Source organism: Amycolatopsis sp. cmx-4-61 (assembly GCF_046548775.1).
In the GTDB taxonomy this organism is placed as follows: Bacteria; Actinomycetota; Actinomycetes; order Mycobacteriales; family Pseudonocardiaceae; genus Amycolatopsis.
This window is the reverse complement of the sequence record NZ_JAEBEI010000001.1, coordinates 764,243-787,213: the sequence shown is the minus strand read 5'-3', so window position 1 is coordinate 787,213 and position 22,971 is coordinate 764,243. Positions and strand designations below refer to the sequence as shown.

The window sequence follows — 22,971 nt, the reverse complement described above, 5'->3', positions numbered from 1 at the left end:
CCGGGGTCACCGCTCGATTAATTCATCGGACGTTGATATTATCGGGTCATGGTGCTGCCCAAAGGACTCGCCCGCTTCAACCGCGTGGTGACGAACCGGATCAACAAGTACGTCGTGAACTGGGCGCCGGGCTTCGGCCTGCTCGTCCACAAAGGACGAAAGTCCGGCAAGGAGTACCGCACGCCGCTCAACGTCTTCCGCACCGACGACGGCTTCGTCGTCGCCCTCACCTACGGCCCGGACACGGACTGGGTGAAGAACGTGCTGGCCGCGGAGAGTTGCACCCTCATCACCCAGCGGAAAAATTACCGCGTGCACTCGCCCGAGCTCGTGCATGATGAGTCTCGCCGAGCGATGCCGACGCCCGTGCGCCAGTTCCTCGGCCTGCTGAATGTCCACGACTTCCTGCTGCTGAAGCGGGACTAGGGGGAAAGATGCTGCTCGAGGGGGAGCTCGTCCGGTTGCGCGCGCTGGAACCGGAGGACGCCGAGCGGATCCACGCGTTCGTGACCGACCCCGAGGTCGGCCGCTGGATGGAGAACGGCCACCCGCTTTCGCTGGCCCAGGTGCGCAAGCGGTGCGAAGAGCGCGCGGTCAACACCTACGAGAAGGTCGTCCTCGGCATCGAAGCGAAAGCCGAGCGCAAGCTCATCGGCGTCATCGACCTGCGGGACGCCGAGCCCGAAGTCGGCGAGGCCTACCTCGACGTCTACATCGGCGACGCCGAATACCGCGCGGGCGGCGGCTACGGCACCGAAGCGCTGCGCCTGATGTGCCGGTACGGCTTCAACAACATGCGGCTGCACCAGGTCACGTTGTGGGTCGTCGCGGAAAACGAGGTCGCCCGGCACGTCTACCGCAAGATCGGGTTCGTCGAGGAGGGCCGGCACCGCGAGGCGTTCGTCGGCCTCGACGGGCAGCGCCACGACATGATCCTGATGAGCATGCTCAAGGGCGAGCTCAAGTGGTGAGCCGGCGTGGCGCCCGCAGCCGCCACGCCTCTTCCAGCAGCTCACGGAGCTGACCGGCGTCGACGCGCTCGAGGTCGACGATGACCATGCCGTGGCCGTCGTAGTGCGGGGTCGTGAAGAAGGCCGCGTCGCCGGAATCCAGCAACGCGGCCTTCTCGTCGAGCCCGCACAGCACCACCAGGCCGCCTTCGGCCTCGGTGCGCAGGCGCGCGAACCCCTTGCCCGCCACCTTCAGCGCGGGCGTGCGGTACCACGTCGAGACCTCGACCTCCGGCAGCCCGGAGGCGAGGTGCACGACGTCTTCCCAGGTCGTCATGGGTCCATTGTCGGCCCGGTGTCTTGCAAAAACGGGAACTACGGCAGGCGGGTGATCCGGTCCGCCGCGGGCGGGGCCAGGTTCGGGTGGGCACCCAGGTACGCGACCAGGGCGTCCAGGTCCACCGGGCCGCCCGACAGGTTGGTGCCCTTGGTGAACTCGGTGAAGCCGTCCCCGCCGGCGGCGAGGAAGTTGTTCACCGACACGCGGTACGACGCCGCCGGGTCGACCGGCGTGCCGTTGATCGTGATGTTCGAGACCCGCGAGCCGATCGGCGCCGACGCCGAATACGAGTAGTGCAGCGAGCTCGAGATCTGCAGGATCTTCGTGCCGCTCGCGGTCCACTGCTGTTCCAGCACGTTCTTCAGGTTCGCGCCGGTCAGGGTGATCGTCTGCATGATGTTCGAGAACGGCTGGACGGTGAACGCCTCGCCGTAGGTCACCACGCCGTCGCCCTCGCCGTTCGGCGAGGACTTGTACGTCAGGTCGGCGCGGATGCCGCCCGGGTTGGTGATCGCGACGACCGCGTTGTTCGACTGCGTGCCCGCGAGCTGCGCGTCGGCGATGACGTCGCCGAGCGGCGACTCACCGGCCGCGTTGCCCGCCGCCGGCAGGTCGGCGGCGATGGTGCCGACCGGCTTGTTCGCGATCGGCGCCGACTTGGTCTTCGCCTCGGCGACCAGCGCGGCCACGGCCGGGTCCGGGGTGACCGTGCGGGTGACGATCTCGTTGAACGCCTTGGTCTGCGAGCGCACGACGTCCCGCGTCTTCAGGCTGATCTTCAGGTCCACCACCGACAGCAGCCGGCCGAACGACGAGCCCTGGATGACCGGCCGCGGCTGGCCCGCCGGGTCGTTGATCACGCAGTTGTACTGCTGGTGGCTGTGCCCGGTGAAGAAGGCGTCGACCTTCGGCGTCACCGCGGCCGCGATCGCGGCGGCCGGCCCGGGGCGCAGCTTGCAGTCGTTCGGTCCCTCGACCTCGGTGCCGTCGCCCTGGTGCAGCAGCACGACCTGGGCCTTGACGCCGAAGTAGTCGAGCAGGTTGGCGGTCCGGTTGATGGCCTCGACCTCGTCGCCGAACTTCAGGCCCTTGATGGCCTCCGGCGTGACGACGGTCGGTAGGTCCTTCAGCGTCGCGCCGATGACGCCGACCGGCACGCCGCCCTCGAACTTCACGGTGAACGGCAACAGCGCGGGCAGGCCGTTGGTGAAGTACACATTGGATCCGAGGAACGGGAACTTCGCCCCGTCGAAGGTGCTCTGGAACTGGCAGCCGTCCGTCGGGTGGCAGCCGCCGAACTGCATGCGCTGCAGTTCCTTGTAGCCCTCGTCGAACTCGTGGTTGCCGACGACGGACGCGTTGACGCCGAGCATGTTCAGGAAGTCGATGGTCGGCTCGTCGTGGAACAGCGCCGAGGTCAACGGCGACGCGCCGATGTTGTCACCGGCGGACACGACGAACGAGTTGCGCACCTGCGCCCGCAGCTGCTGCACGTGCGTGGCCAGGTAGGCGGCCCCGCCGGCGTCCACAGTGGTCCCGTCCGACTGCACCACGCGCCCGCTGGAGCCGGACGGCGGCTCCAGGTTGCCGTGCAGGTCGTTGAACCCGATGATCCGGACGTCGGTCGTGGGGTCCGGGCGCTGGCCCGCGGACGCGGGTGCGGTGGTCACCGCCGTGGTCGCCAGCGCGGCCGCGGCCAACACCGCGAGCCGGGTCGAAAGCCTCATGAGTGTTCTTCCTCCGATTCGCGCCCAGGGTCCCCGAACGGGCGCACGGCGGAGGATTCTGCCTCGCGAAGCAGTCACCTACCAGGGTCAAAAGAGGGACGTAAAGCGAATGTCACCCAACGGTTCCGTTCCGGCGCATCCGCTCGGTCACTCTCCGTCCAGCCCGACCCGGGTTCCGCCGTCCGCCGACCGCTGGACGGCGTCGAGCAACCGGTGCACACCCAGGGCGTGCGCGAAGTCGGGCAGGTCGCCCTTCAGGTGCCGGGCGTAGGCGTGCGCCACGTTGTACGACGGCTCGGCGCTGCGGCCGGCCAGCTGCGGCAGCTCGTACCGGGCGGGCACGGTGAGCTTCTCCAGCGTGCCGGTCCGGCTGCCGCGCAGGGTCAGCTTCGCGATCCAGAACAGCGGGTCCGCGGCCTCGACGACCAGCGTGCCTTCGGTGCCGTTGATCTCCCAGTGGAAGTCCGTGGCCGGCGACGTCCCGCCCCGCAGGTGCACCGACGCGACGGCACCGCCGGTGAGGACGCCGGTGACGGCGATCTGGTCCGGCGCGGTCATCTCGACGGACTCGCCGGTGACCTCGTCGCGCACCCGCGGCCGGACGGTGGCCATCGTCGCCGAGAGCTCGCCGAAGCCGCCGAGGACCATGGCCAGTGCGTCGACGGTGTGCGCGAACGGGATGGTCAGCATCGTCGCCCCACCCGCGGGGTGCAGCTGGTAGTCGCGGCCGGCGCGCACGCTCGGCCCCCAGTTGGCGCCGGAGGCGATCAGCGACGTCGAAAGCACGCGGCCGACGTAGCCGTCCTTGATGAGGTCACGCAGGTAGCGCAACGCGGGCGCCGACCGCCCCTGCAGGCCGACGGCGGTCGTCCTGTCCCGGGCGGCCGCGGCCAGGGCCTCGGTTTCGGCCAGGCTCACGCCCAGCGGCCACTCGCTCAGCACCTGCTTGCCCGCGGCCAGCGCGGGCTCGATCAGCGCCCGGTGCTGCGGCACCTTGACGGCGACCACGACGAGGTCGACCTCCGGGTGCCGCGCCAGCTCGCCGGCGTCCCCGAAGGTCAGCGGCACGCCGTACTTCTCCCCGGCCACCCGCGCCGACTCGGCACTGCTGCCGGCGAGCGCGCGGAGTTCGTAGCCGTCCACCGCGGCCAGCGCGGGCACGTGCGCGGTCGCGGCCCAGCCGCCGTTCGCGCTGAGCCCGACGATGCCGACCCGGACCGGTGCCATGAGCGTTCCCTTCGTCGCCTGCACAGACTCCGACGTGCCGAGCGTCGTAGTCATTCCCGGGTCGGCGCAAGCAGCATCCGGTTATGTCGCCATGACTTCGGTAACACCCGGCCCGGCGGCACCGATGTGGCGGACGTTCCGACATGTGGGGGAAAGATGGGCATCGAGGTCGTCCTCATCGTGCTGGCGGTCGTCGTCCTGCTCATCGGGGGCACGGTGTTCAGCGCCTGGCATGCCGAGCGCAGCGACGAGCGCGACGACGAACCGCGGCCCTGACCGATCGGCCCGCCGCCGGTCGGCCGAGTGGCCGATGGGGGCGAGCTGTTCGACCGAAGCGGCACCGGCGGCCTGATCCATAGCGTCGGTGGCATGACGAACGCACAGCTCACGGCCCTGCAGTACGGCTTCACCGGGTTCCTCGCGCTGTGGGTCGTGGTGCTCGTGCCGCAGCTGATCACCCAGCTCGCCCGCCACGGCGGCCTGCGGCTGCGCGGCATGGTCACGACGGCGGCGGTGCTGCTCTACGGCTGCCTGACGCTCGCGGTCGTGCTGCTGCCGCTGCCGGGCCCCGGCACCCGCCGGCTGGTGCAGACCGTGCAGCTGCACCCGTTCCAGTGGATCGCCGACATCCACACGGAGCTGCTCAAGCACGGCGGCGCCTGGTTCCTGACGCAGACGTTCCAGCAGGCGTGCCTGAACGTCATGCTGTTCGTCCCGCTCGGGGTGTTCGCGCGGATCCTGTGGCGCCGCGGCCTGACCGGCACCGCGCTGATCGGCTTCACGGCGTCACTGCTCATCGAGCTCACACAGCTCACGGCGAACTTCGGCACGGCACCGCACGTCTACCGCATCTTCGACGTGGACGACCTCATGAACAACACGGTCGGCGCGATGGCCGGCTGGGTGTTCGGGGCGCTGCTGCTGCTGCTCCGGCGTTCAACGGTCGACGTGCAGCCGGCCCGGCGCGAGCGGATCCACCTCGCCGAGACGCGCTAACCGGGCTTTCCGCTGCAAGGCGGCCCGCTTGGCGGCCCGCCGGTCTTCCAAGAGGACAACGAGAGCGGCGACGGCGAGCACCAGCGCAACCAGCCCGAGGACGATCGGAAGCTGCACGAAATCCTCCTCGGTACGGCGCTGTGCGGGAGATCACACAGGTTACGCAGGTAAGTGGTGAATCCGCTACCCCCCGCGCTCACCGCGCCGCCAACCGCCCGAAAGTGCCGGAAACTGGACGGGTGAGTACCCGACCCACCAAGGACCAGCTGGCCGCCGCGCACAACGCGACCATCCCCGACGTCATCGCCCCCGGCCTCGACGTCCTCTTCTGCGGCATCAACCCCGGCCTCTACTCCGGCGCCCTCGGGCAGCACTTCGCCCGTCCCGGCAACCGCTTCTGGCCCGCCCTCCACGCCGGCGGCTTCACCCCGCGGCGGTACTCGCCCAGCGAGCAGGAAAGCCTCCTCGACCTCCGTCTCGGCATCACGAACGTCGTCGCCCGGACCACCGCCCGCGCCGACGAGCTCACCGACGACGAACTCCGCGAAGGCGGGAAACTGCTGGTCGCGAAGGTGCTCGAGTACCGGCCGAACTGGCTGGCCATCGTCGGGATCACCGCCTACCGGACCGCGTTCGGCTTCCCGAAGGCGCGGGTCGGGGAGCAGGACCACCGCATCGGCGACACCCGCGTGTGGGTGCTGCCGAACCCCAGCGGGCTCAACGCCCACTGGACGCCGGCCGGGCTGGCGGGCGAGTTCGCCCTCCTGCGGGCCGCATCCGAAGACCGTCGAAATCGTTGAACGGGCTGCGGGCCACCCTCAGTAGCGCCGACTGCCCCTTCAGGTCCCTCCCCGCCCCGCCGAGCCGTCCACCCAAGATCGACTTCTACTGAAAGTTTGCTGTGACCAGCGGATTGGGCCATGAGGGGGATTTGGCGTCATGAGCTGCGCAATCGCGACTCGTACCAAGCAGGAGGAGTCACTTCTGCCGGTCCACGCAGGGCGACCGGATGGCACCGGAGACGTCCGGCACCCCAGGAGCGACGGCGCAGAGACGGAGGCCCGCGATGCACGGCATCGAGCCCACCCGCAGGTCCGCGGGGCCGGCCGGACCCGGGGGGCGCAGTCTCGGCGTGGCGGTCGTCGACCCGGTCCCGATCTTCCGCGACGGCCTCGCCGCGCTCGTGCACCGCAGTCAGGGGCTGCACTGGGCCGGCCAGGCCGCCAGCCACCACGCGGCCCTGCAGCTCTGCGAACAGGTCAAACCGGACGTCGTCGTGCTCGACTCCGCGCTCGACCCGAACTGCCACCTGACCAAGCTGCTCAACGCCGGCGACCCGGCGCTGCTCCTGGTCACGCTGATCCGGGACAGCAACCGCACGCAGCAGTACCTGGCGGCCGCGATCGCCGCGGGCGCGCACGCGATCGTGCCGCGATCGATCGATTCACGACGGCTCGCCGAAGCGATCCGGCGGGCGCACAGCGAACGCCGTTACATCGACCCGGCGCTGGCCGCGCTGACCGCCCGGCCCAAGCGCACGGCCGCCCCGAAGGGCGACCTCGCCCACGACAGCCCGCCGTCGCCGCGCGGCGGGATGCCGCTGTCCAGGCGTGAGTACCAAGTGCTCCAGCTGGTCGCCGAAGGGCTGGAGAACTCGGCGATCGCGAAGCTGCTCTTTCTCTCCGTCGAAACCGTCCGGACCCACGTGAAGAGCATCCTGCGCAAGCTTTCCGCCCGGGACCGGACACACGCGGTGACGATCGCCTTCCGCAGCGGCATCCTGGTCACCCGGGCGGAGGACGGCCACCTTCCGGTGACTGCCGACACAACGGCCCTCCCGGGGCAGCGCTGAGCCCGTTTCCCGTGGCCGGAGCCAAGAAATCCGGTACTCGGAAGTGCGGATCTGCTTGCCCTGGTTACCCACAGGTAATATCCTGATGTTACCGGCGAGTAAGGCGAACATGTGCCCGGCCGGGGAGCCGAACACATTGGAGTGACGACATGGGCCACTACAAGAGCAACGTCCGAGACCTGGAGTTCAACCTCTTCGAGGTACTCGGCGTGCAGGAGCGCCTGGGCAAGGGCGTACTCGCCGAATCCGACGAAGAAACCGCTCGCGGTGTGCTGTCCGAGCTGAACAAGCTCGCGACCGGCCCGCTCGCCGAGTCCTTCGCCGACGCCGACCGCAACCCGCCCGTGTACGACCCGAAGACGTTCAGCGTCAAGATCCCCGAGTCCTTCAAGAAGAGCTACCAGCAGCTCATCGAGGGTGAGTGGTGGCGTCTCGGCCTGACCAACGACCTCGGCGGCTTCGGCCTGCCCCCCACGGTCCAGTGGGCCGCGTCCGAGCTCATCCTCGGCGCGAACGCCCCGCTGTTCATGTACATGGCGGGCCCGAACTTCGCGATGATCGTCGACAAGAACGGCACCGAAGAGCAGAAGAACTGGGCCCGGATCATGATCGACCGGGCCTGGGGCGCCACGATGGTGCTGACCGAGCCGGACGCCGGCTCCGACGTCGGCGCGGGCCGCACCAAGGCCACCAAGCAGGAGGACGGCTCCTGGCACATCGACGGCGTCAAGCGGTTCATCACCTCGGCCGAGCACGACATGAGCGAAAACATCATGCACCTCGTGCTGGCGCGCCCCGAGGGTCCCGGCATCGAGACCAGGCCGGGCACCAAGGGCCTGTCGCTCTTCCTCGTGCCGAAGTTCCACTTCGATTCCAAGACCGGTGAGCTGGGCGAGCGCAACGGCGCCTTCGTCACAGGAGTCGAGCACAAGATGGGCATCAAGGCCTCGACGACGTGCGAGCTGACCTTCGGCCAGCACGGCACCCCGGCCAAGGGCTGGCTGCTCGGCGAGGTGCACGACGGCATCGCGCAGATGTTCCAGGTCATCGAGTACGCCCGGATGATGGTCGGCACGAAGGCCATCGCGACGCTGTCGACGGGTTACCTCAACGCGCTCGAGTACGCCAAGGAGCGCGTCCAGGGCGCCGACCTGCCGAACATGCTGAACAAGACCGCCCCGCGCGTCACCATCACCCACCACCCGGACGTGCGCCGCTCGCTGATGCTCCAGAAGGCGTACGCCGAGGGCCTCCGCGCGGTGTACCTCTACACCGCGTCGTTCCAGGACCAGCTGTGGACCGGCGAGGGTGACCAGAAGCTCGCGCACGGCGTCAACGACCTCCTGCTGCCGATCGTCAAGGGTGTGGGCTCCGAGCGCGCCACCGAGCAGCTCGTGCAGTCGCTGCAGACCCTGGGCGGCTCCGGGTTCCTGCAGGACTACCCGATCGAGCAGTACATCCGCGACGCCAAGATCGACTCGCTGTACGAGGGCACCACGGCCATCCAGTCGCTGGACTTCTTCTTCCGGAAGATCGTCCGCGACAAGGGCCAGTCGCTCGCGTACGTGGCCGGGGAGATCACGAAGTTCATCGAGTCCGAGGCGGGTAACGGCCGGCTCAAGAACGAGCGTGCGCTGCTCAAGCAGGCCCTCGAGGACACCCAGGGCATGCTCGGCTCGCTGATCGGCTACCTGACCGCGTCGCAGGAGGACCCGCAGAACATCAACAAGGTGGGCCAGCACACGGTCCGCCTGCTGATGTCGGTCGGCGACCTGCTCATCGGCTGGCAGCTGCTCAAGCACGCCGAGGTCGCCATCGGCAAGCTCGACGCGGGCGCGTCCGCCAAGGACACCCCGTTCTACGAGGGCAAGATCGCCGTGGCCTCGTTCTTCACGAAGCAGGTGCTGCCGGAGCTGACCGCCCGCCGCGCCATCGTGGAGGCCGCCGACAACGCGCTCATGGAGCTGGACGAAGCCGCGTTCTGATCAACGCATTCCGCCGAAGGGCCCCTTCCGGAACGGAAGGGGCCCTTTGGCGTTTCGAGGCGATACCGCCGGGGCATTCCGTCTCCGAGAGTCGCGGGACCGAGTGGCCGGACCCGCGATCACCGAGAGGAGAAAGTTGATGACTATCGCCGGCATCATCAGCGCCATCATCGTCGGGCTGATCATCGGTGTTCTGGGCCGGCTGGTCGCTCCCGGCAAGCAGAACATCCCGGTCTGGCTGACCATCGTGATCGGTATCATCGCCGCCTTCATCGGCACGGCGATCGCGCGCGGTCTCGGCTACGCGGACACCAACGGCATCGACTGGCTGGAGATCCTGACCCAGGTCGTCCTGGCCGCGATCGGTGTCAGCATCGCTGCGGGCGCGTATGGCCGTCGTGGTGTAACCCGGTAACCCCCCGGAGCCTCGGCCCGGCCGGTCCACCTTCGGGTGAACCGGCCGGGCTTTTCCGTGTCCAGCTTTTCTGTGTCTAACTTTTCCGTGTTTACGGCTTGGCCGAAGCGCGGGCGAGCACCACGGCGAACCCGGCGCCCACCACCAGCAGGGCCGCAGCCCAGGTCATCGTCGTGGTGATGGCGTGCGCGGAGGAACCGGCGGCGAGGGTCAGGAACAGGCTCCCGAACGTGGCCACCCCGATGACCTGGCCGAGCTGCAACGTCGTCGTGAGCAGGCCGCTGGCGTCCGCCGCGCCGGCGAGCGGGACGTGGGTCAGCGCGTGCGCCATCAGAGACCCGAACGCCAGGCCCATCGAGAGACCGAAGAGCAGGAGGGCGGCGAAGAACAGCGCGCCGCCGTTTCCGCCGTCCGCCAGGCTGAGCCCCAGCAACGCGTAGGCGATCGCTGACCCCACGTAACCACACGGCGTCAGCGCGGCGTGGACGCGTTCGGGCAGCTTGTGCCAGAAGAAGCCGCAGATGCCGAAGACCACGCCGCCGGGCGCCATGGAGAGGCCGGCGGCCAGCGCCGTCTCGCCGAGGCCCGTCTGCAGGTGCAGCGCCACGCAGAAGAGGAACCCGCCGTAGGACGCCACGCCGGTGGCCAGCGCGGCCAGTCCCGGTGCGACCCCGCGGACCTTGAGGACGCCGAGGTTCACCAGCGGGTCACGCACCCGGCGTTCCACGACCACGAACAGCACCGCCAGCAGCCCGCCGGCCGCGAGCGAGACGAACGTCCACGCCGGCCAGCCCGTTTCGTGCCCGAGGACCAGCGGCAGCACGACGAGCACCACCGCGGGCACGGCGATCGCGAGGCCGGCGAGGTCGAGCCGGCGGCCCGCCTTCGCCGCGCCGCCGGGCACCAGCCGCAGGGCCAGCGCCGCGACGACCACGCCGATCGGCACGTTCACCAGGAAGATCGGCCGCCAGCCGGCACCGAAGAGGTCGGCGCCGACGAGCACCCCGCCGAGGACCTGGCCGGCCACGAACGCGACCGAGATGACCGCGGTGTACGCGCTGAGCGCCTTGGCCCGCGCGGGGCCGCTGAACTGCGCCTGGATCACGCTGATGACCTGCGGCATCATCAGCGCGGCGCCGGCACCCTGGGCGATCCGCGCGACGATCAGCAGGCCGGCGCCGGGGGCCAGGCCGCAGAGCAGCGAGCAGACGGTGAAGGCGACGACGCCGGTGACGAACAGCCGCCGCCGCCCGAACAACTCGCCGAGGCGGGCGCCGGTGATCAGCAGCATCGCGTAGCCCACGGTGTAGCCGGAAACGACGAGCTGCAGGGCGGCGCCGGACGCGTGCAGGTCGGTGCGGATGTCGGTCATGGCGACGTTCACGACGGTGACGTCGAGCAGCGCCATGAACTGGCCGAGCAGCAGGACGGCCAGCATCAACCACGGCCGCCTGTCCGGCCGAGCGGCCCGGTCTGGGGTGGCCGGGGCATCGGTGGTCAGAGTCATGCCTCCGACCTTGGGGTTCGCCCGTTGCGGGCGGAGAGAGCCTGGTGGTGCTGGTACTGGCAGCACCCGTCTCGCCGGAAATTGTCGTACCCCTCGGGCACCATGGTCCGCATGACGTCGACGCAGGTCCACACCAGCCGCCGGGAGGAACTCGGCCAGTTCCTCAAGGCGTGCCGCGCGCGGATCGGCCCGGAGGAGGTCGGGCTGCCCCCCGGCGTGCGGCGTCGCACGAGCGGGTTGCGGCGGGAGGAGGTCGCGCTGCTCGCCGGCGTCGGCGTCACCTGGTACACGTGGCTGGAGCAGGGGCGGCCGATCAACGCCAGCGCGCAGGTGCTCGACGCGGTGGCGCGCACACTCCGGATGGACCACCCCGAGCGGGAGCACCTGTACCGGCTGGCGGAGCTGACGCCGTCGCGGCTGCCGTCGTCGGTTGAGGTGGTGCCGGGGGCGGTGCGCGAGGTGCTGCGCGCGCTGGATCCGCTGCCCGCCACGGTCGTCAACGGCCGGTTCGACGTGCTGGAGTCGAACGCGGCGCAGGAGGAGCTGTTCTGGGAGTGGCACAGCCTGCCGTGCCTGCACAAGAACCTGCTGTGGTGCTGCGTGACCGAGCCGAACGCGCGGCGGTTCCTGCTGAACTACGACGAGGAGGTGCCGCACATGGTCGCGCGGATGCGCGCCGAGTACGGCAACCACGTCGGGGACCCGGCGTGGGAGGAGGACATCCGGCGGCTGTCCGCGCTGAGCCCCGAGTTCGCCGGGCTGTGGGCGCGGCACGAGGTGGCGGAACCGCGGCCGAGGGTGCGGGAGTTCGAGCACCCGCGGGCGGGCCGGATGAGCTTCCGGCTGACCGAGCTGGCCGTGTCGGAGGCTCCCGGCCTGCGGATCCAGGTGTCCACTCCGGACAACGCGGAGACCTGGACGCTGCTGCCCCGCACCAGGCGGTCGTCATGACGGCACTGGACCTGAGCGATCAGGGGCTGACGTCGGTGCCCTCGGTGCCACCCGGCGTCACCCGGCTGGACCTGTACCGGAACTCGATCTCGGAGGTGCCCGCGTCGCTGTGGTCCCGGACCGGGCTGCGGGTGCTGAACCTCGCGGCGAACCGGATCTCCTCGCTGCCGCCGGGTATTTCGGCGCTGACGTCGTTGCACACGCTCGACCTGGCGCACAACCGGTTCGAGTCGCTGCCGGAGGAGCTGGGTGACCTGGCCGGGCTGACCGAGTACCTGTACCTCAGCGACAACCGGCTGACGAAGTTCCCGGACGCCTGGTGCCGGCTGAGCCGGCTGCGGTACCTGGGGTGCACGGACAACCGGCTCACCGCGCTGCCCTCGGACCTGTCGGGGTTCGCGGCGCTGCGCGAACTCCGGCTGTACCGCAACGAGTTGAGCGCGCTGCCGGAGTCGATCGGCGCGCTGAGGGCGTTGCGGGAGCTGCACTTGCGCGGTAACCGGCTGACTTCGCTGCCGTCGTCGATCGGTTTGCTGACTGAGCTCCGTCAGCTGGACCTGCGGGAGAACTCCCTGACCACCCTGCCCGCGTCACTGGCTCGGCTGTCCAAACTGGACAAGCTGGATCTGCGGTGGAACAAGCAGCTGCGGGAGCCGGCGTGGCTGCGCGACTTCGAGGAGGCGGGGTGCATGGTCCTTCGCTGACAACTCAACAGAGAACGGTCGGACGCGGACCGTAGGTCGCGGTGTGCGACGTCCGCCGGACCTCGGCGCCACTCGCGACGTCGTAGAGCACGCGCGTGTCGGTGACGCTGAAACCGGACGTACCGATCGAGGGCCGGCACGACCCGCTCCCACCGGAGCCGAACTGGATCGGCGGCGGGTCGCCGGGTGTCTGCGCCCCGGTCTGGCCCTCGACGCGGAAGTGCCGGGTGCCCCAGATCCGGACGGTCACCGAGCCGCCGGAAACGGAGGCCTGGATGGCGATGCCGGTCGCCGCGTCGTTGGTCACCTTGAGCTCGACGGGGCTGCCGTCGGCGTTGACGGCCTTGGCGTCCCGGCCGGCGGGGTAGCGGTCGAGGTAGTGGTCGTGGTCCAGGTGGCCGGCGTCGGCCAGGCCGGCGAGGTAGGCGGCGTTGTACAAAGTGGACGCCAGCTGGGAGACGCCACCACCGACGACGTCCGGGCCGGTGCCGTCCTCGTCGACCGGGGCGGGCACGTAGCCGGCGTCGGCGGTGCGCGGGCCGGAGCGGCCGCCGAGGCTGAACGTCTCGCCGGGCTTGACGATCGTGCCGGACACGCGGGCGGCGAGCGTCCGGTTGTTCGTCGCGGCCGGGCCGGAGAGGCCGGCGGTGGTGAACTCGCCGATCACCTCCTTGATGCCGAGCGCACGGGCGGCGTCGGTGGTCACGGTGGGCGCCGACGCGCTGTAGACGACGGGGAGATCCCGCCCGTCGGTCTTCTTGAGCACGTCGATCAAGGGGCGGAAGGTCTTCTCCCAGTCCACCTTGCGGGCGTCCTCGGAGGGCTCGACCGTCGGCTGGTCACCGGTGAAGACGATCTGCGCGTCCTTGCCGTCGGTCTCGGTGCTCGCGAGGTCGTCCTTGAGGGCGGCCTGCAGCTTGCCCTGGTCGATCCGGACCTCGAGGGCCCCGCCTTCGACGGGCGCGAACTGGAACGCCGACGCGATCGTGGCGGGCTTCAGCGGAACGTCCTTGCCTTCGCCGTGCACGACGACGGGTTCGGCGACGGCGGGCACGACGATCTGTTGCCAGGCGGCCTGCACGCCGGCCGCGGTCGCGCGCACGGGCGTGATCGCCATGGCGAGCTTGACCCCGCCGGGGTCGAGCCAGTGGTCGGTGACGGTGTGAACGGCGCCGCCGACGTCGGTCAGCTGCTGGCCCTGCCGCGGCAGGACCGGGTAGGCGGTGACCCCGCCGTCGCTGCCCGCGATCGGCGTGAACCCGACCGAGCCTTCGGTCGCGGGGTGGTTCAGCTTGCCCTGGGCGAGTTCCTGAACGGCCTGCGCGAGCCGGTTCGGGTCGGTGCGGGTGGCCACCCCGACCTCGCGGCTGGTGAAGAAGGACATGATCCGCGTGATCGGACTGAGCGGCTGGTGCCCGGCGAGCCCGAGGGTGTTGGGCCAGTCGAGCCCGAGCCCGGACTGCGAGGGCAGGAGCTGGGCCTGCACGTCCCCACCGTGCACGACAACGGGCCGGATCAGCCGCGGCTCGAGTTCGCGGCGCAGCCTGGCCTCGGCCTCGGCATGGGACAGCCCCCCGACATCGATCCCGGCCACGGTCACCCCGCGCGGCACATCCCCGGCGCTGACGACGAGATCGATGGCGTAGAGGATGACGAAGATCCCGAGCGCGAGCCCGATGGCCATCATGGCCCGGGCCAGGCCCTTGCGCAGCTTCCGGGCGGGTGTCTCCGGAGCAGGCGGTGGCGCGGGGTTTTCGAGGAGCTCGCCCAGCAGGTCGTCGGAGAGGAGATCGGTAGTCGCGGCGCCGTCGCCGGAAGGCCGGCCACCGGCAGGCGCGGCGACGACCGGAGGCCACTCGGGCTTGACTTCGGAGGCGGGTGCCTCGACGACGGTCGGCGCCTCGGCCGCGCCCGGCCACTCAGGCGTGGCTTCGGTCGCAGGCACCTCGACGACGGTCGGCGCCTCGGCCGCCCCCGGCCACTCGGGCGGAACCCCGGCGGCAGCGCCCCCGACCGCCGCAGGCGGCTCGGCGACCGCGGGGAGCTCGGCAGTCGCAGCCGGCTCAGCGACTCCGGCCGCCCCCGGCCACTCGGGCGAGACTTCGGCGGCAGCACCGCCGACCGCCGCAGGCGGCTGGGCGACCGCGGGGAACTCGGCCGTGGTCGGCTCGGGCGGGGGGGCGGGCGGCTCGGGCGTTCCCGCGCTCGCCGGCTCGATCGTCGGCTCCGGCGCCTCCGCAGCGGGCAACTCCGTCGTCGCTGTTGCGGGTGCGCCTGCGTTCGCGCCCCCGGTTGCCTCTTCGTCTGCCACGCGCCTGCCTTCCGCGGGACCCGACCTACAGGTAGAGCCCCGTCCCGTGCTCGGTGCGCTCGGTCGCCACCGCGTGGATGTCGCGTTCGCGCATCACCAGGTGCCCCTCGCCCTGGATCTCGACCTCGAGCTGGTCCTCCGGGTTGAAGAGCACGCGGTCGCCGGTCTTGACGTTTCGCACGCTGTTGCCTACGCCCAGTACATCACCCCACGCCAGCCTGCGCGCGACCTGCGCGGTCGCGGGGATCACGATGCCGCCGCTGCTGCGACGCTCGCCCTCTTCCGGCGACAGCCGCACGAGTACCCGGTCGTGCAGCATCTGGATTTCGAGTTTCGGCCCGTCAGACACGGCCTGCATGTTACTCGCCGGTCCTGGGCTCCCCGGCCATGACCAGGCTCAGCTCGCGCACCCCGCCGTCCTCGATCCGCACCGGGACGCCCCAGTCCTGCCGGGTGATCCGGCAGGCGGGGTGGTCACCTCCGTCGTCGCAGCTCGCCGCCTGCGCGACGACCTGCAGCACGCCTTCGGTGACGCCCGGCGCCAAGCGGATCTTGCGGGCCAGGTCCGTGCCCGTCCCGCCGCCGTCGGCCAGCAGGGAAGGCGGCGACGCGCTGATCTCGAGCCGCGTCGACGGGCCGAAGCGGTCGTCCAGCTTTTCGCCGGGCGGGGCCGTGAACACCACCGAAAAGTCGATCTCGCCCGGCGCGAGCACCGTCGGCGGGCGGGGCACGGCGTGCGCGTCGCCGGTGACGTGCGTCGGCTCGGCTGCCGGGAGCGGGCCGATGCGGTTGCCCGCCGACTCGACGACCAGCAGTTCGCCGTCGTGCAGCAGCAGGCCCTGCGGCTCGGTGAGCCCGGTGGCGATCGTGGTGACTTCGCGGGTGAAGACGTCGAAGCGGCGAACCGCGCCGTTGTAGGTGTCGGCGATCGCGATCTTGTCGCCGGGCAGCACGGCGAGGCCGAGCGGGTGCTGGAGCAGCGCCTTGTCGGCCGGCCCGTCGGTGTGGCCGAAGGAGAACAGGTCGACGCCGATCGCGGTCTGCACCGTGAACGACTCGCCGTCGGGCTCGATCCAGCGCAGCGCAGACGTCTCCGCGTCGACGAGCCACAGCTTGTCGCCGTCGACGGCGAGGCCGGACGTCTGCGCGAAGAACGCTTCGCCGACATCGCCGTCGCGAAGGCCTTCGACGGTCGTCCCGGCGAAACGGCGGATCGTGCCGCCGACCGGGTCGAACACGCTCAGCGTGTGGTTGCCCGCCATCGCGACGACGACCCCGCCGGCCGGGCCCCACCAGGCGACGTCCCACGGGCTCGTGAGGTCGACTTCGGTGGCTCTGCCGGAATCCGCGCCGGTGCGCCACTGCGCGCCCGTGCCGGCGACCGTCGTCACCTCGCCGGTGATGAGGTCGAGGCCGCGCAGCCGGTGCCCGGCCGTGTCGGCGACGACGGCGTGGTAGCCGACGCGCTCGGCGATGTCGTACGGCAGGAGCGCGATGCCCGACGGCTCGGTGAAGGTCGCGATGTCGAACGGCCCGTCCTGGCTCCCGCGGGCGCCGCTGCCGAAGCGGCGGATGACGGTCTCGCCGTCGGAAGCGAACTCGACGATCGCGTGGTGCCCGGTGTCGGCGACCAGGACGCGTCCCTCTGCGGTGGCGACGGCCTTGCTCGGGAACCGCAGCTCCCCGGTCTGCTCCTCGACCGGCACGTACGGGCTGCCGCCGCGCCGCAGCGTCCCCTTCGCCTCGTGCTTCGTCACGAGGTCCGCGATGACGCGGCGAAGCGCCTCTTCGTGCCCTTCGCCCGCGGCGACGTGCACCACGTACCCCTCGGGGTCGACGACGACCAGCGTGGGCCACGCGCGGACCGCGTACTGCGACCACAGGTCCATCTTGGGGTCGTTGACCACCGGGTGGTGCACGTCGTAGCGGCGGACGGCGGCCTCGATGGAGGCGCGCTCGCCCTCGTGCAGGAACTTCGGGGAGTGGACACCGATGGTGACCAGCACGTCCGCGAACTCGGCCTCCAGCGGCCGCAGCTCGTCGAGCACGTGGAGGCAGTTGATGCAGCCGCTGGTCCAGAAGTCCAGCAGCACGACACGGCCGCGCAGCTCGGCCAGGGTCAGCGGGCGGCCGCCGGTGTTCAGCCAGACGTCGCCGCGCAGCTCGGGGGCGCGCACGCGGCTCTGCGGTCGTGGAGAAGTCACGGCATGAGTGAACTACACGCGTTCACGCTCTGTTCCACGGTCCGCCCGATGAGAGAACAAACTCACCCGGCCGTGGCACCTGGGAAAGCGCGAAAAAGGACGCGCGGGCGGGTGAGCCGCCGCTTAGGCTCGGGTCATGACCCCCGTCCAGCCGGCCGGCGCCCTCACTCCGGAGGAGGCGCGGCACCTGCAGGAGAACCTCCGGGAACCCGTGCGTCCCGGGCTGAGCGAAACCGAGCTCGACGACGTCGAACGCCGGTTCGGCTTCCGCTTCGCCGCCGACCACCGGACGTTCCTGTCCGCCGGCGTCCCGATCGGCGACCGCTGGCCGGATTGGCGCTGCGGCAACGCCGAGCAGCTGCGCAAACGGTTGGCATGGCCGGTCGACGGGGTGCTGTACGACGTCGAGCACAACGGCTTCTGGCTGCCGGAGTGGGGCACGCGCCCGGTCGGCCCGGAGGACGCGGTCCGCGAGGCCCGGCGGCGCCTGGCCGACGTGCCGCAGCTGGTGCCGGTGTGCGGCCACCGATACCTGCCGGGCCTGCCGGGCACGGTGGGCTACCCGGTGCTGTCGGTGTACCAGACGGACATCATCGTCTACGGCTGTGACCTGCGGGATTACCTGCACCGCGAGTTCGCGGCGGGCATCAGCACGGCCCCACCGGACGGCCCCAGGTACATCCCGTTCTGGTCGCGCTTCATCGACTGACCACTTCTAGAGCTGACGCTATAAAGCGTTAGCTTTCCCTACGCAGCATGCGGCTCACACCCGCCGCGACCGTGGTGGCCAGGATCCAGCCCGATGCCGTGAAGCCCGCCGCTACCCAGTTGTCCGTTCCGTGCATGTACCACCTCGACTTGTTGCCGAAGTCCACGATCGGGACCAAGAGATCCGCTGTGTAGATCACCGGGTTCCACTGCAGGCCCGTGTCCTGCTGGTTCACCACGCAACGCTCGCCGTTGGCGACGACGCGGCCGGACTTGTCGTGGATGCAGTCGTCCGTTCCCAACCCGAACCAGAGGCTGCCCAGCACCAGCAACGCCAGCAGCCAGCCGAGCGCTCGCACCGGGCGGTAGCCGTAGCCCACCATCGAACGCTGGAGCCAGCTCCACAGCCGGACTCCCGGGCCGAAGAACTTGAAGCCGCGGGCCAGTGCCTCGTAGCGGAACTGCTGCTTGCGCAGCGCCACCGTCGACGCGTGCTCTTCGTTTCCCGCCGCGCGGAGCATGTGGGCCAGCTGGTCGTACGGGCCCGGGCGGTAACCGCGCATCGCCTTGCGCAGCAGCTCTATTCGCTCGTCCAGGGCCCTGTCGTCGTCGAGGGGGATGCCCTTCTTCAACGCGTCGTAGCGGAAGTCCTCCAGCTCGATGCCCTCGGACGCCGCCCAGAACTGGTTGTTGTCGCTCAGGGTTCCGCAGTGGGCTCGGCGCAGCACCACACGGCCGGCCGGTGGGGAGCTCGGGGTCAGGACGAACTCGTCCGAGGCGACGTCGCCCGCGTCCAAGGCCACGCCGAACGGCGGGAGCGAGCCCAGCTGGGAGCCGCGCAGGTCCACGCGCCGGGCCACCTGGGCGCCGTCGAGGTTGACGCCGCCCTCCGCCACGAACGGGCGGCCGTTGTTGTCCCGCAGGGTCAGGTCGCGGCCGACGCGGCCGGTCCGGACGTCGAGGGAGTAACTGCTGGTCGCGCGGCGGCCCGGGTCGGTCAGGCGGGTGCCCGCCAGGTTGATGCTGCCGCCGACGTCCACGCCCTGCAGGCGCAGCGTGCCGTGGATCGTGGCGTCCGTCAGCTGGAAGTTGCCCGCGATCTTCGACCGGCGCGCCGAGAACACGTCGCGGCCGGGGTGGCGGAACATCGAGTTCCAGGCCAGGAAGTTGCCGCCGATCGTGACGTCGGCCAGGCGCAGCTGGCCGGCCGGGACGCGCAGGCTCGTCGCCTCGATGTCGCCGCCGATCTCGGTGCCGTCCAGGTGCAGGGCGCGGTCGTAGTACGGCACGGTCTTGCCGCGCTCGACCCGGACCTCCGCGCCGGCCAGCCGCAGGGAGCCGCCGACGCGGGCGTTGACCATGCGCAGCGTGCCCAGCGCCTGCAGGCCGTCGGACAGTTCGACGTTGCCGTCGACGCGCATCCGGTCGGCGACCAGCGCCGGGCGCGGGTCCAGGTACGGGTCGTTGGACTTCCAGGCGTCGACGGCGATCGGGCCGTGCTGGGACACCGTCAGCTTCGCCTCGCGCAGCGAAATGTCGCTGTCCACCGTCGCGCTCGGCAGGTACATGATCCCGGTGGCGGAGAAGCGCTTGCGCTGGCTGGCCGGCCCGTAGTTGTCCACCTCGCAGAGCAGGCTGCCGCCGATGTGCAGGCCGTTGCCGTTGAGCGCGAAGCCGTCCGGGTTGTTCAACGTCGCACCCGAAAAGTTGACGTTACCGCCGGTCCGCACGCCCGGGAGCCGGACTTCGCCGTTCGCGACCATCCGGTAGGCCAGCAGCGCGCCGGTCAGCACCAGCCGGTCGGCCTGGATCGCCTTGCCGTGCGGGTGCGAGATCACCGTGCGGGTCAGCACCATCGACCCCTCGATCACCGCGTCGGTCAGGTTGACCGCGGCGTTCGGCATGCCGCGCTCGCGGTCGTCGCCGCGCTGGACGGTCGTCTCTTCGATCTCCCGCCGGTCCCCGTCGACCTGCACGACGCTGCGGATCAGCCGGACGTCGTTGCGGCTGCGCATGTTGCGGGCCTTGAGCCCCGGCAGCCAGCACTTGCGGAACACGAGCCCGAGCAGGTTCGCCTCGCGCACGTCCGGCGGCTGCTCGAACCGGCAGCGCTCGAACCGGAACAGGTACTTCAGGTCGGCGGCCCGCAGGTCGAGCGTCCCGGTGATGTAGGCGTCCTCGACGTAGACGATCGGGGCGTTGGTGGCCTGACGCCGCCAGCGCATCAGGCCCGCGTTGCCGGGTTTCAGCAGTTCGGACGCCTTGACCTCGTAGCGGCGGTCCGGGATGCCCGCGAAGGGGTCGAGCGGCGGCAGCGCGCTTTCCGTCGACATGACCCCTCCCTCACCCCGCCATCAAGGTAGCGAAAAAACGGCGGAAACGGTGCCGGAACACCGTTTCCGCCGCACGATCCCTCAGGCGTTGGGATTGAGCACCCGGGCGAGGAACGACTTGGTCCGCTCCTCCCGCGGGTCCCCGATGACCTGGTCGGGCGGTCCCTCCTCGACGACGACGCCGCCGTCCATGAACAGGACCTTGTCCGCCACCTCGCGCGCGAACTGCATCTCGTGCGTGACGACGACCATGGTCATGCCGTCCTTGGCGAGCTGCTTCATCACGCCCAGGACGTCGCCGACGAGCTCGGGGTCCAGCGCGGACGTCGGCTCGTCGAACAGCATCAGCTTCGGCTGCATCGCCAGCGCCCGCGCGATCGCGACGCGCTGCTGCTGCCCGCCGGACAGCTGCGCCGGGTAGTTCTTCGCCTTGTCGGCGAGGCCGACGCGCTCCAGCAGCTCGAGCGCGCGCTGCCGGACCTGGGCCTTCGGCTCGCGCCGGACCTGGATCGGCGCCTCCATGACGTTCTCGAGCGCCGTCATGTGCGGGAAGAGGTTGAAGCGCTGGAACACCATGCCGATGTCCTTGCGCTGGAGCGCTACCTCCTTCTCGCGCAGCTCGTGCAGCTTGTCGCCGCGCTGCTTGTAGCCGACCAGCACGCCGTCGACGTAGAGCCGGCCGGCGTCGATCTTCTCGAGGTGGTTGATGCAGCGCAGCAGCGTCGACTTGCCCGAGCCGGACGGCCCGATCAGGCAGAGCACCTCGCGTTCGTGCACCTCGAGGTCGATGCCCTTGAGGACGTCGACGCTGCCGAAGCTCTTGCAGATCTTCTGCGCGGAAACGACGGGGGTCATGCGCGGCCTCCTCCGCCCCGGCCGAACAACCGGCTGCGCAGGCCGGTCCGCGGGGTGACGTCGCGGGCGGTACCCCGGGCGAAGTACTTCTCGATCTGGATCTGGACGAGCGTCAGGATCGACGTCATGAACAGGTACCAGATCACCGCGGTGAGCAGCAGCGGGATCGTCTTGAAGTTCTGTGCGTAGATGGTCTGGACGGCGACCATCAGCTCGAAGTAGCCGATCGCGACCACCAGCGACGTGGTCTTCAGCATCGCGATCGTCTCGTTGCCGGTGGGCGGCACGATCACCCGCATCGCCTGCGGCAGGATGATGCGCCGCAGCGTGGTCGTCCGCTTCATGCCGAGCGCGGACGCCGCCTCCAGCTGACCGCTGTCGATCGACTGGATGCCGCCGCGCACGATTTCCGCCATGTACGCGGCCTCGTTGAGCCCGAGGCCGAGCAGCGACGCCGTGAACTGGTTGATCAGCGTGTTCGTGTCCCACGAGACGAACTCCGGCCCGAACGGGATCCCGAGGCCGAGCCGCGGGTAGGCGAACGCGAGGAAGTTCCAGAACACGAGCTGGGTGATCAGCGGGGTGCCGCGGAACAGCCAGATGTAGATGCCGGCGGCGCCCTTGGTCAGCGGGTTCGGCGACAGCCGCATCACCGCCAGCAGGACACCGCCCACGATGCCGATGAGCATCGAGATCACGGTCAGGATCAGGGTGTTCTGCAGACCGCGCAGCACGCGGTCGTTGAACATGTAGTCCCAGACGACCGGCCAGCCGAGGTTGTCGTTCGTGACGATGCTGCGGACGACGATGAAGGCGATGAAGAGGACGACCACCCCGGCCGCCCAGCGCCCGTAGTGGCGCACCGGGACGGCCTTGATGGGTTCGGTGTCGACGGGCACCCGTTCACCGGGTGGCGCGTCGGGGGAGCTGGACACTTGCTGAGCCCTCTCTGCCCGGCTCAGGAGGCCGCCGGGTTGAGTTCCGACTTGGTGACCGCGCCGGCCGCCGACAGGCCCCACTTGTCGAGGATCTTCTTGTAGGTGCCGTCGTCGATCAGGGCCTGGACGGCGCTCTGGACCGCCTTGGCGTAGTCGCCGCTGCCCTTCTTCAGGATGATGCCGTAGGGCGCCGTGTCGTACGGGTCGCCGACGACCTCGAGCTGCCCGTTGGTCTGCTTGACCGCGTAGTCGACGACCGGGGAGTCGGCCAGCTCGCCCTGCACCCGCTTCGCGGTCAGCGCGAGGTTCACGTCGGTCTGGGCCTGCAGCTGGGTGACGTCGATCGCCGGCTTGCCCGCCGAGGTGCACTTCTGCGAGCGGGTCTGCAGGTCGTCGACCTGCGTGGTGCCCTTCTGGACGCCCATCTTCTTGCCGCACAGGTCGTCGACGTTCAGCTTGTCGGGGTTGCCCTTGAGCACGCCGAGCGACGTCCCCGCCTTGTAGTAGCCGACCATGTCGACGATCTGGAGCCGTTCGGCGTTGACGCTGAACGACGACATCGCGAGCTCGTACTTGCCGGCCTGGATGCCCGGGATGATCCCGTCGAAGGCGGAGTTCTGGAACTCCATCTTCAGGCCCAGCTTCTGCCCGATCGCGGTGCCGAGGTCGACGTCGAAGCCGGTGACCTTGCCGCTCGCGTCCTGGAACTCGTTCGGCGGGTAGCTCTGGTCCTGGCCGACCAGGATCTTGCCGTCGGCCTTGACCGCGTCCGGGACCATGGCCGCCAGCTTGTCGTCCTTGGCGACCGTGCCGATGTCACCCGATGCGGTGCCCGGGGCGGCCGCGGAGCTGGAGCCGGCGTCGCCCGCGCCACTGCCTCCCGCTCCGCACGCCACGGTCAAGCCGACCAGGGCGAACGCCGGCAGCAGGGCGATCGCCTTCAGCTGGGTTCCTCGGGCCACGTCGTC

21 protein-coding genes are annotated in these 22,971 nt (G+C 70.2%); 10 read left to right on the top strand and 11 right to left on the bottom strand.

Translation table 11 applies throughout. The features are described 5' to 3' along the window. Positions 1 to 48: 48 nt before the first annotated feature. Together ACLJOU_RS03830 and ACLJOU_RS03825 are read left to right on the top strand one after the other, a co-directional pair. Positions 49 to 426, top strand: coding sequence for a nitroreductase family deazaflavin-dependent oxidoreductase (locus ACLJOU_RS03830; RefSeq protein ID WP_410563137.1), 378 nt, complete (start codon positions 49 to 51; stop codon positions 424 to 426). 8 nt (positions 427 to 434) lie between these two features. Then, complete coding sequence (locus tag ACLJOU_RS03825) at positions 435 to 971, top strand: GNAT family N-acetyltransferase (RefSeq protein WP_410563135.1); 537 nt, start codon at positions 435 to 437, stop codon at positions 969 to 971. Here ACLJOU_RS03825 and ACLJOU_RS03820 read toward each other — a convergent pair. The 3 genes from ACLJOU_RS03820 to ACLJOU_RS03810 all read right to left on the bottom strand — a co-directional run bounded on the left by ACLJOU_RS03820 (position 961) and on the right by ACLJOU_RS03810 (position 4,244). After that, entirely contained in the window at positions 961 to 1,287 is a 327-nt protein-coding gene (locus ACLJOU_RS03820; protein WP_410563133.1) for an MmcQ/YjbR family DNA-binding protein, read from the bottom strand. The genes ACLJOU_RS03825 and ACLJOU_RS03820 overlap by 11 nt on opposite strands. Before the next feature lie 38 nt (positions 1,288 to 1,325). Further along, a complete protein-coding gene (locus tag ACLJOU_RS03815) occupies positions 1,326 to 3,017 on the bottom strand; it encodes a bifunctional metallophosphatase/5'-nucleotidase (RefSeq protein WP_410563130.1) in 1,692 nt (563 codons plus the stop codon). Between the two features lie 147 nt (positions 3,018 to 3,164). Then, the gene (locus tag ACLJOU_RS03810; RefSeq protein ID WP_410563129.1) at positions 3,165 to 4,244 is read right to left on the bottom strand and encodes a Gfo/Idh/MocA family protein; all 1,080 of its coding nucleotides are present in this window, start codon (positions 4,242 to 4,244) and stop codon (positions 3,165 to 3,167) included. Between the two features lie 369 nt (positions 4,245 to 4,613). Here ACLJOU_RS03810 and ACLJOU_RS03805 point away from each other — a divergent pair, with 369 nt between their 5' ends. From ACLJOU_RS03805 to ACLJOU_RS03785, 5 genes are all read left to right on the top strand, one after another. Further along, positions 4,614 to 5,240, top strand: a complete 627-nt coding sequence (locus tag ACLJOU_RS03805) for a VanZ family protein (protein WP_410563127.1) — start codon at positions 4,614 to 4,616, stop codon at positions 5,238 to 5,240. 239 nt (positions 5,241 to 5,479) lie between these two features. Beyond that, positions 5,480 to 6,040: a G/U mismatch-specific DNA glycosylase gene (gene mug, locus ACLJOU_RS03800; protein ID WP_410563126.1), complete on the top strand. Its 561-nt coding sequence runs from the start codon at positions 5,480 to 5,482 to the stop codon at positions 6,038 to 6,040. A gap of 266 nt (positions 6,041 to 6,306) precedes the next feature. Further along, positions 6,307 to 7,092: a response regulator transcription factor gene (locus ACLJOU_RS03795; RefSeq protein ID WP_410563124.1), complete on the top strand. Its 786-nt coding sequence runs from the start codon at positions 6,307 to 6,309 to the stop codon at positions 7,090 to 7,092. Between the two features lie 149 nt (positions 7,093 to 7,241). Further along, complete coding sequence (locus tag ACLJOU_RS03790; protein WP_410563122.1) at positions 7,242 to 9,077, top strand: acyl-CoA dehydrogenase; 1,836 nt, start codon at positions 7,242 to 7,244, stop codon at positions 9,075 to 9,077. 139 nt (positions 9,078 to 9,216) lie between these two features. Further along, positions 9,217 to 9,492 (top strand): GlsB/YeaQ/YmgE family stress response membrane protein, encoded by a 276-nt coding sequence (locus ACLJOU_RS03785; protein ID WP_410563120.1) that lies wholly within the window; start codon positions 9,217 to 9,219, stop codon positions 9,490 to 9,492. A gap of 91 nt (positions 9,493 to 9,583) precedes the next feature. Here the strand turns inward: ACLJOU_RS03785 and ACLJOU_RS03780 are convergent, their stop codons facing one another. Further along, positions 9,584 to 10,999: an MFS transporter gene (locus ACLJOU_RS03780; RefSeq protein WP_410563118.1), complete on the bottom strand. Its 1,416-nt coding sequence runs from the start codon at positions 10,997 to 10,999 to the stop codon at positions 9,584 to 9,586. A 111-nt stretch (positions 11,000 to 11,110) separates the two neighbouring features. Here ACLJOU_RS03780 and ACLJOU_RS03775 point away from each other — a divergent pair, with 111 nt between their 5' ends. Together ACLJOU_RS03775 and ACLJOU_RS03770 are read left to right on the top strand one after the other, a co-directional pair. Then, a complete protein-coding gene (locus ACLJOU_RS03775; protein WP_410563116.1) occupies positions 11,111 to 11,950 on the top strand; it encodes a helix-turn-helix transcriptional regulator in 840 nt (279 codons plus the stop codon). After that, positions 11,947 to 12,654, top strand: a complete 708-nt coding sequence (locus ACLJOU_RS03770; RefSeq protein ID WP_410563113.1) for a leucine-rich repeat domain-containing protein — start codon at positions 11,947 to 11,949, stop codon at positions 12,652 to 12,654. The genes ACLJOU_RS03775 and ACLJOU_RS03770 overlap by 4 nt, the downstream gene beginning before the upstream one ends. A 4-nt stretch (positions 12,655 to 12,658) precedes the next feature. Here the strand turns inward: ACLJOU_RS03770 and ACLJOU_RS03765 are convergent, their stop codons facing one another. The 3 genes from ACLJOU_RS03765 to ACLJOU_RS03755 all read right to left on the bottom strand — a co-directional run bounded on the left by ACLJOU_RS03765 (position 12,659) and on the right by ACLJOU_RS03755 (position 17,142). Continuing rightward, positions 12,659 to 14,902 carry a VanW family protein gene (locus ACLJOU_RS03765; protein WP_410563110.1) on the bottom strand — a complete coding sequence of 748 codons (2,244 nt, stop codon included), beginning with the start codon at positions 14,900 to 14,902 and terminating at the stop codon, positions 12,659 to 12,661. 88 nt (positions 14,903 to 14,990) lie between these two features. Further along, positions 14,991 to 15,323 (bottom strand): GroES family chaperonin, encoded by a 333-nt coding sequence (locus tag ACLJOU_RS03760; protein ID WP_013230909.1) that lies wholly within the window; start codon positions 15,321 to 15,323, stop codon positions 14,991 to 14,993. A 1-nt stretch (position 15,324) separates the two neighbouring features. Beyond that, on the bottom strand, positions 15,325 to 17,142 hold the full coding sequence (locus ACLJOU_RS03755; protein WP_410564705.1) for an NHL domain-containing thioredoxin family protein: 1,818 nt from the start codon (positions 17,140 to 17,142) through the stop codon (positions 15,325 to 15,327). A gap of 163 nt (positions 17,143 to 17,305) precedes the next feature. Here ACLJOU_RS03755 and ACLJOU_RS03750 point away from each other — a divergent pair, with 163 nt between their 5' ends. Beyond that, positions 17,306 to 17,878 carry a hypothetical protein gene (locus tag ACLJOU_RS03750; protein WP_410563107.1) on the top strand — a complete coding sequence of 191 codons (573 nt, stop codon included), beginning with the start codon at positions 17,306 to 17,308 and terminating at the stop codon, positions 17,876 to 17,878. Positions 17,879 to 17,906: 28 nt separating this feature from the next. Here the strand turns inward: ACLJOU_RS03750 and ACLJOU_RS03745 are convergent, their stop codons facing one another. The 4 genes from ACLJOU_RS03745 to ACLJOU_RS03730 form a co-directional block, all read right to left on the bottom strand. Beyond that, entirely contained in the window at positions 17,907 to 20,210 is a 2,304-nt protein-coding gene (locus tag ACLJOU_RS03745; RefSeq protein ID WP_410563105.1) for an oxidoreductase, read from the bottom strand. A gap of 81 nt (positions 20,211 to 20,291) precedes the next feature. Continuing rightward, the gene (locus ACLJOU_RS03740) at positions 20,292 to 21,065 is read right to left on the bottom strand and encodes an amino acid ABC transporter ATP-binding protein (protein ID WP_410563102.1); all 774 of its coding nucleotides are present in this window, start codon (positions 21,063 to 21,065) and stop codon (positions 20,292 to 20,294) included. Further along, entirely contained in the window at positions 21,062 to 21,964 is a 903-nt protein-coding gene (locus tag ACLJOU_RS03735; RefSeq protein ID WP_410563100.1) for an amino acid ABC transporter permease, read from the bottom strand. The genes ACLJOU_RS03740 and ACLJOU_RS03735 overlap by 4 nt, the downstream gene beginning before the upstream one ends. Positions 21,965 to 22,023: 59 nt before the next feature. Continuing rightward, on the bottom strand, positions 22,024 to 22,965 hold the full coding sequence (locus ACLJOU_RS03730) for an ABC transporter substrate-binding protein (RefSeq protein WP_410563099.1): 942 nt from the start codon (positions 22,963 to 22,965) through the stop codon (positions 22,024 to 22,026). Between the last annotated feature and the right edge of the window lie 6 nt (positions 22,966 to 22,971).

What these genes read in the sequence shown, in the direction of transcription:
- ACLJOU_RS03815 (WP_410563130.1), bottom strand. Translation starts at nt 3,017, where the DNA reads ATGAGGCTTTCGACCCGGCTCGCGGTGTTGGCCGCGGCCGCGCTGGCG.
- ACLJOU_RS03750 (WP_410563107.1), top strand. Translation starts at nt 17,306, where the DNA reads ATGACCCCCGTCCAGCCGGCCGGCGCCCTCACTCCGGAGGAGGCGCGG.
- ACLJOU_RS03770 (WP_410563113.1), top strand. Translation starts at nt 11,947, where the DNA reads ATGACGGCACTGGACCTGAGCGATCAGGGGCTGACGTCGGTGCCCTCG.
- ACLJOU_RS03740 (WP_410563102.1), bottom strand. Translation starts at nt 21,065, where the DNA reads ATGACCCCCGTCGTTTCCGCGCAGAAGATCTGCAAGAGCTTCGGCAGC.
- ACLJOU_RS03805 (WP_410563127.1), top strand. Translation starts at nt 4,614, where the DNA reads ATGACGAACGCACAGCTCACGGCCCTGCAGTACGGCTTCACCGGGTTC.
- ACLJOU_RS03775 (WP_410563116.1), top strand. Translation starts at nt 11,111, where the DNA reads ATGACGTCGACGCAGGTCCACACCAGCCGCCGGGAGGAACTCGGCCAG.
- ACLJOU_RS03760 (WP_013230909.1), bottom strand. Translation starts at nt 15,323, where the DNA reads ATGCAGGCCGTGTCTGACGGGCCGAAACTCGAAATCCAGATGCTGCAC.
- ACLJOU_RS03820 (WP_410563133.1), bottom strand. Translation starts at nt 1,287, where the DNA reads ATGACGACCTGGGAAGACGTCGTGCACCTCGCCTCCGGGCTGCCGGAG.
- ACLJOU_RS03825 (WP_410563135.1), top strand. Translation starts at nt 435, where the DNA reads ATGCTGCTCGAGGGGGAGCTCGTCCGGTTGCGCGCGCTGGAACCGGAG.
- ACLJOU_RS03795 (WP_410563124.1), top strand. Translation starts at nt 6,307, where the DNA reads ATGCACGGCATCGAGCCCACCCGCAGGTCCGCGGGGCCGGCCGGACCC.
- ACLJOU_RS03830 (WP_410563137.1), top strand. Translation starts at nt 49, where the DNA reads ATGGTGCTGCCCAAAGGACTCGCCCGCTTCAACCGCGTGGTGACGAAC.
- ACLJOU_RS03745 (WP_410563105.1), bottom strand. Translation starts at nt 20,210, where the DNA reads ATGTCGACGGAAAGCGCGCTGCCGCCGCTCGACCCCTTCGCGGGCATC.
- ACLJOU_RS03810 (WP_410563129.1), bottom strand. Translation starts at nt 4,244, where the DNA reads ATGGCACCGGTCCGGGTCGGCATCGTCGGGCTCAGCGCGAACGGCGGC.
- ACLJOU_RS03790 (WP_410563122.1), top strand. Translation starts at nt 7,242, where the DNA reads ATGGGCCACTACAAGAGCAACGTCCGAGACCTGGAGTTCAACCTCTTC.
- ACLJOU_RS03780 (WP_410563118.1), bottom strand. Translation starts at nt 10,999, where the DNA reads ATGACTCTGACCACCGATGCCCCGGCCACCCCAGACCGGGCCGCTCGG.
- ACLJOU_RS03785 (WP_410563120.1), top strand. Translation starts at nt 9,217, where the DNA reads ATGACTATCGCCGGCATCATCAGCGCCATCATCGTCGGGCTGATCATC.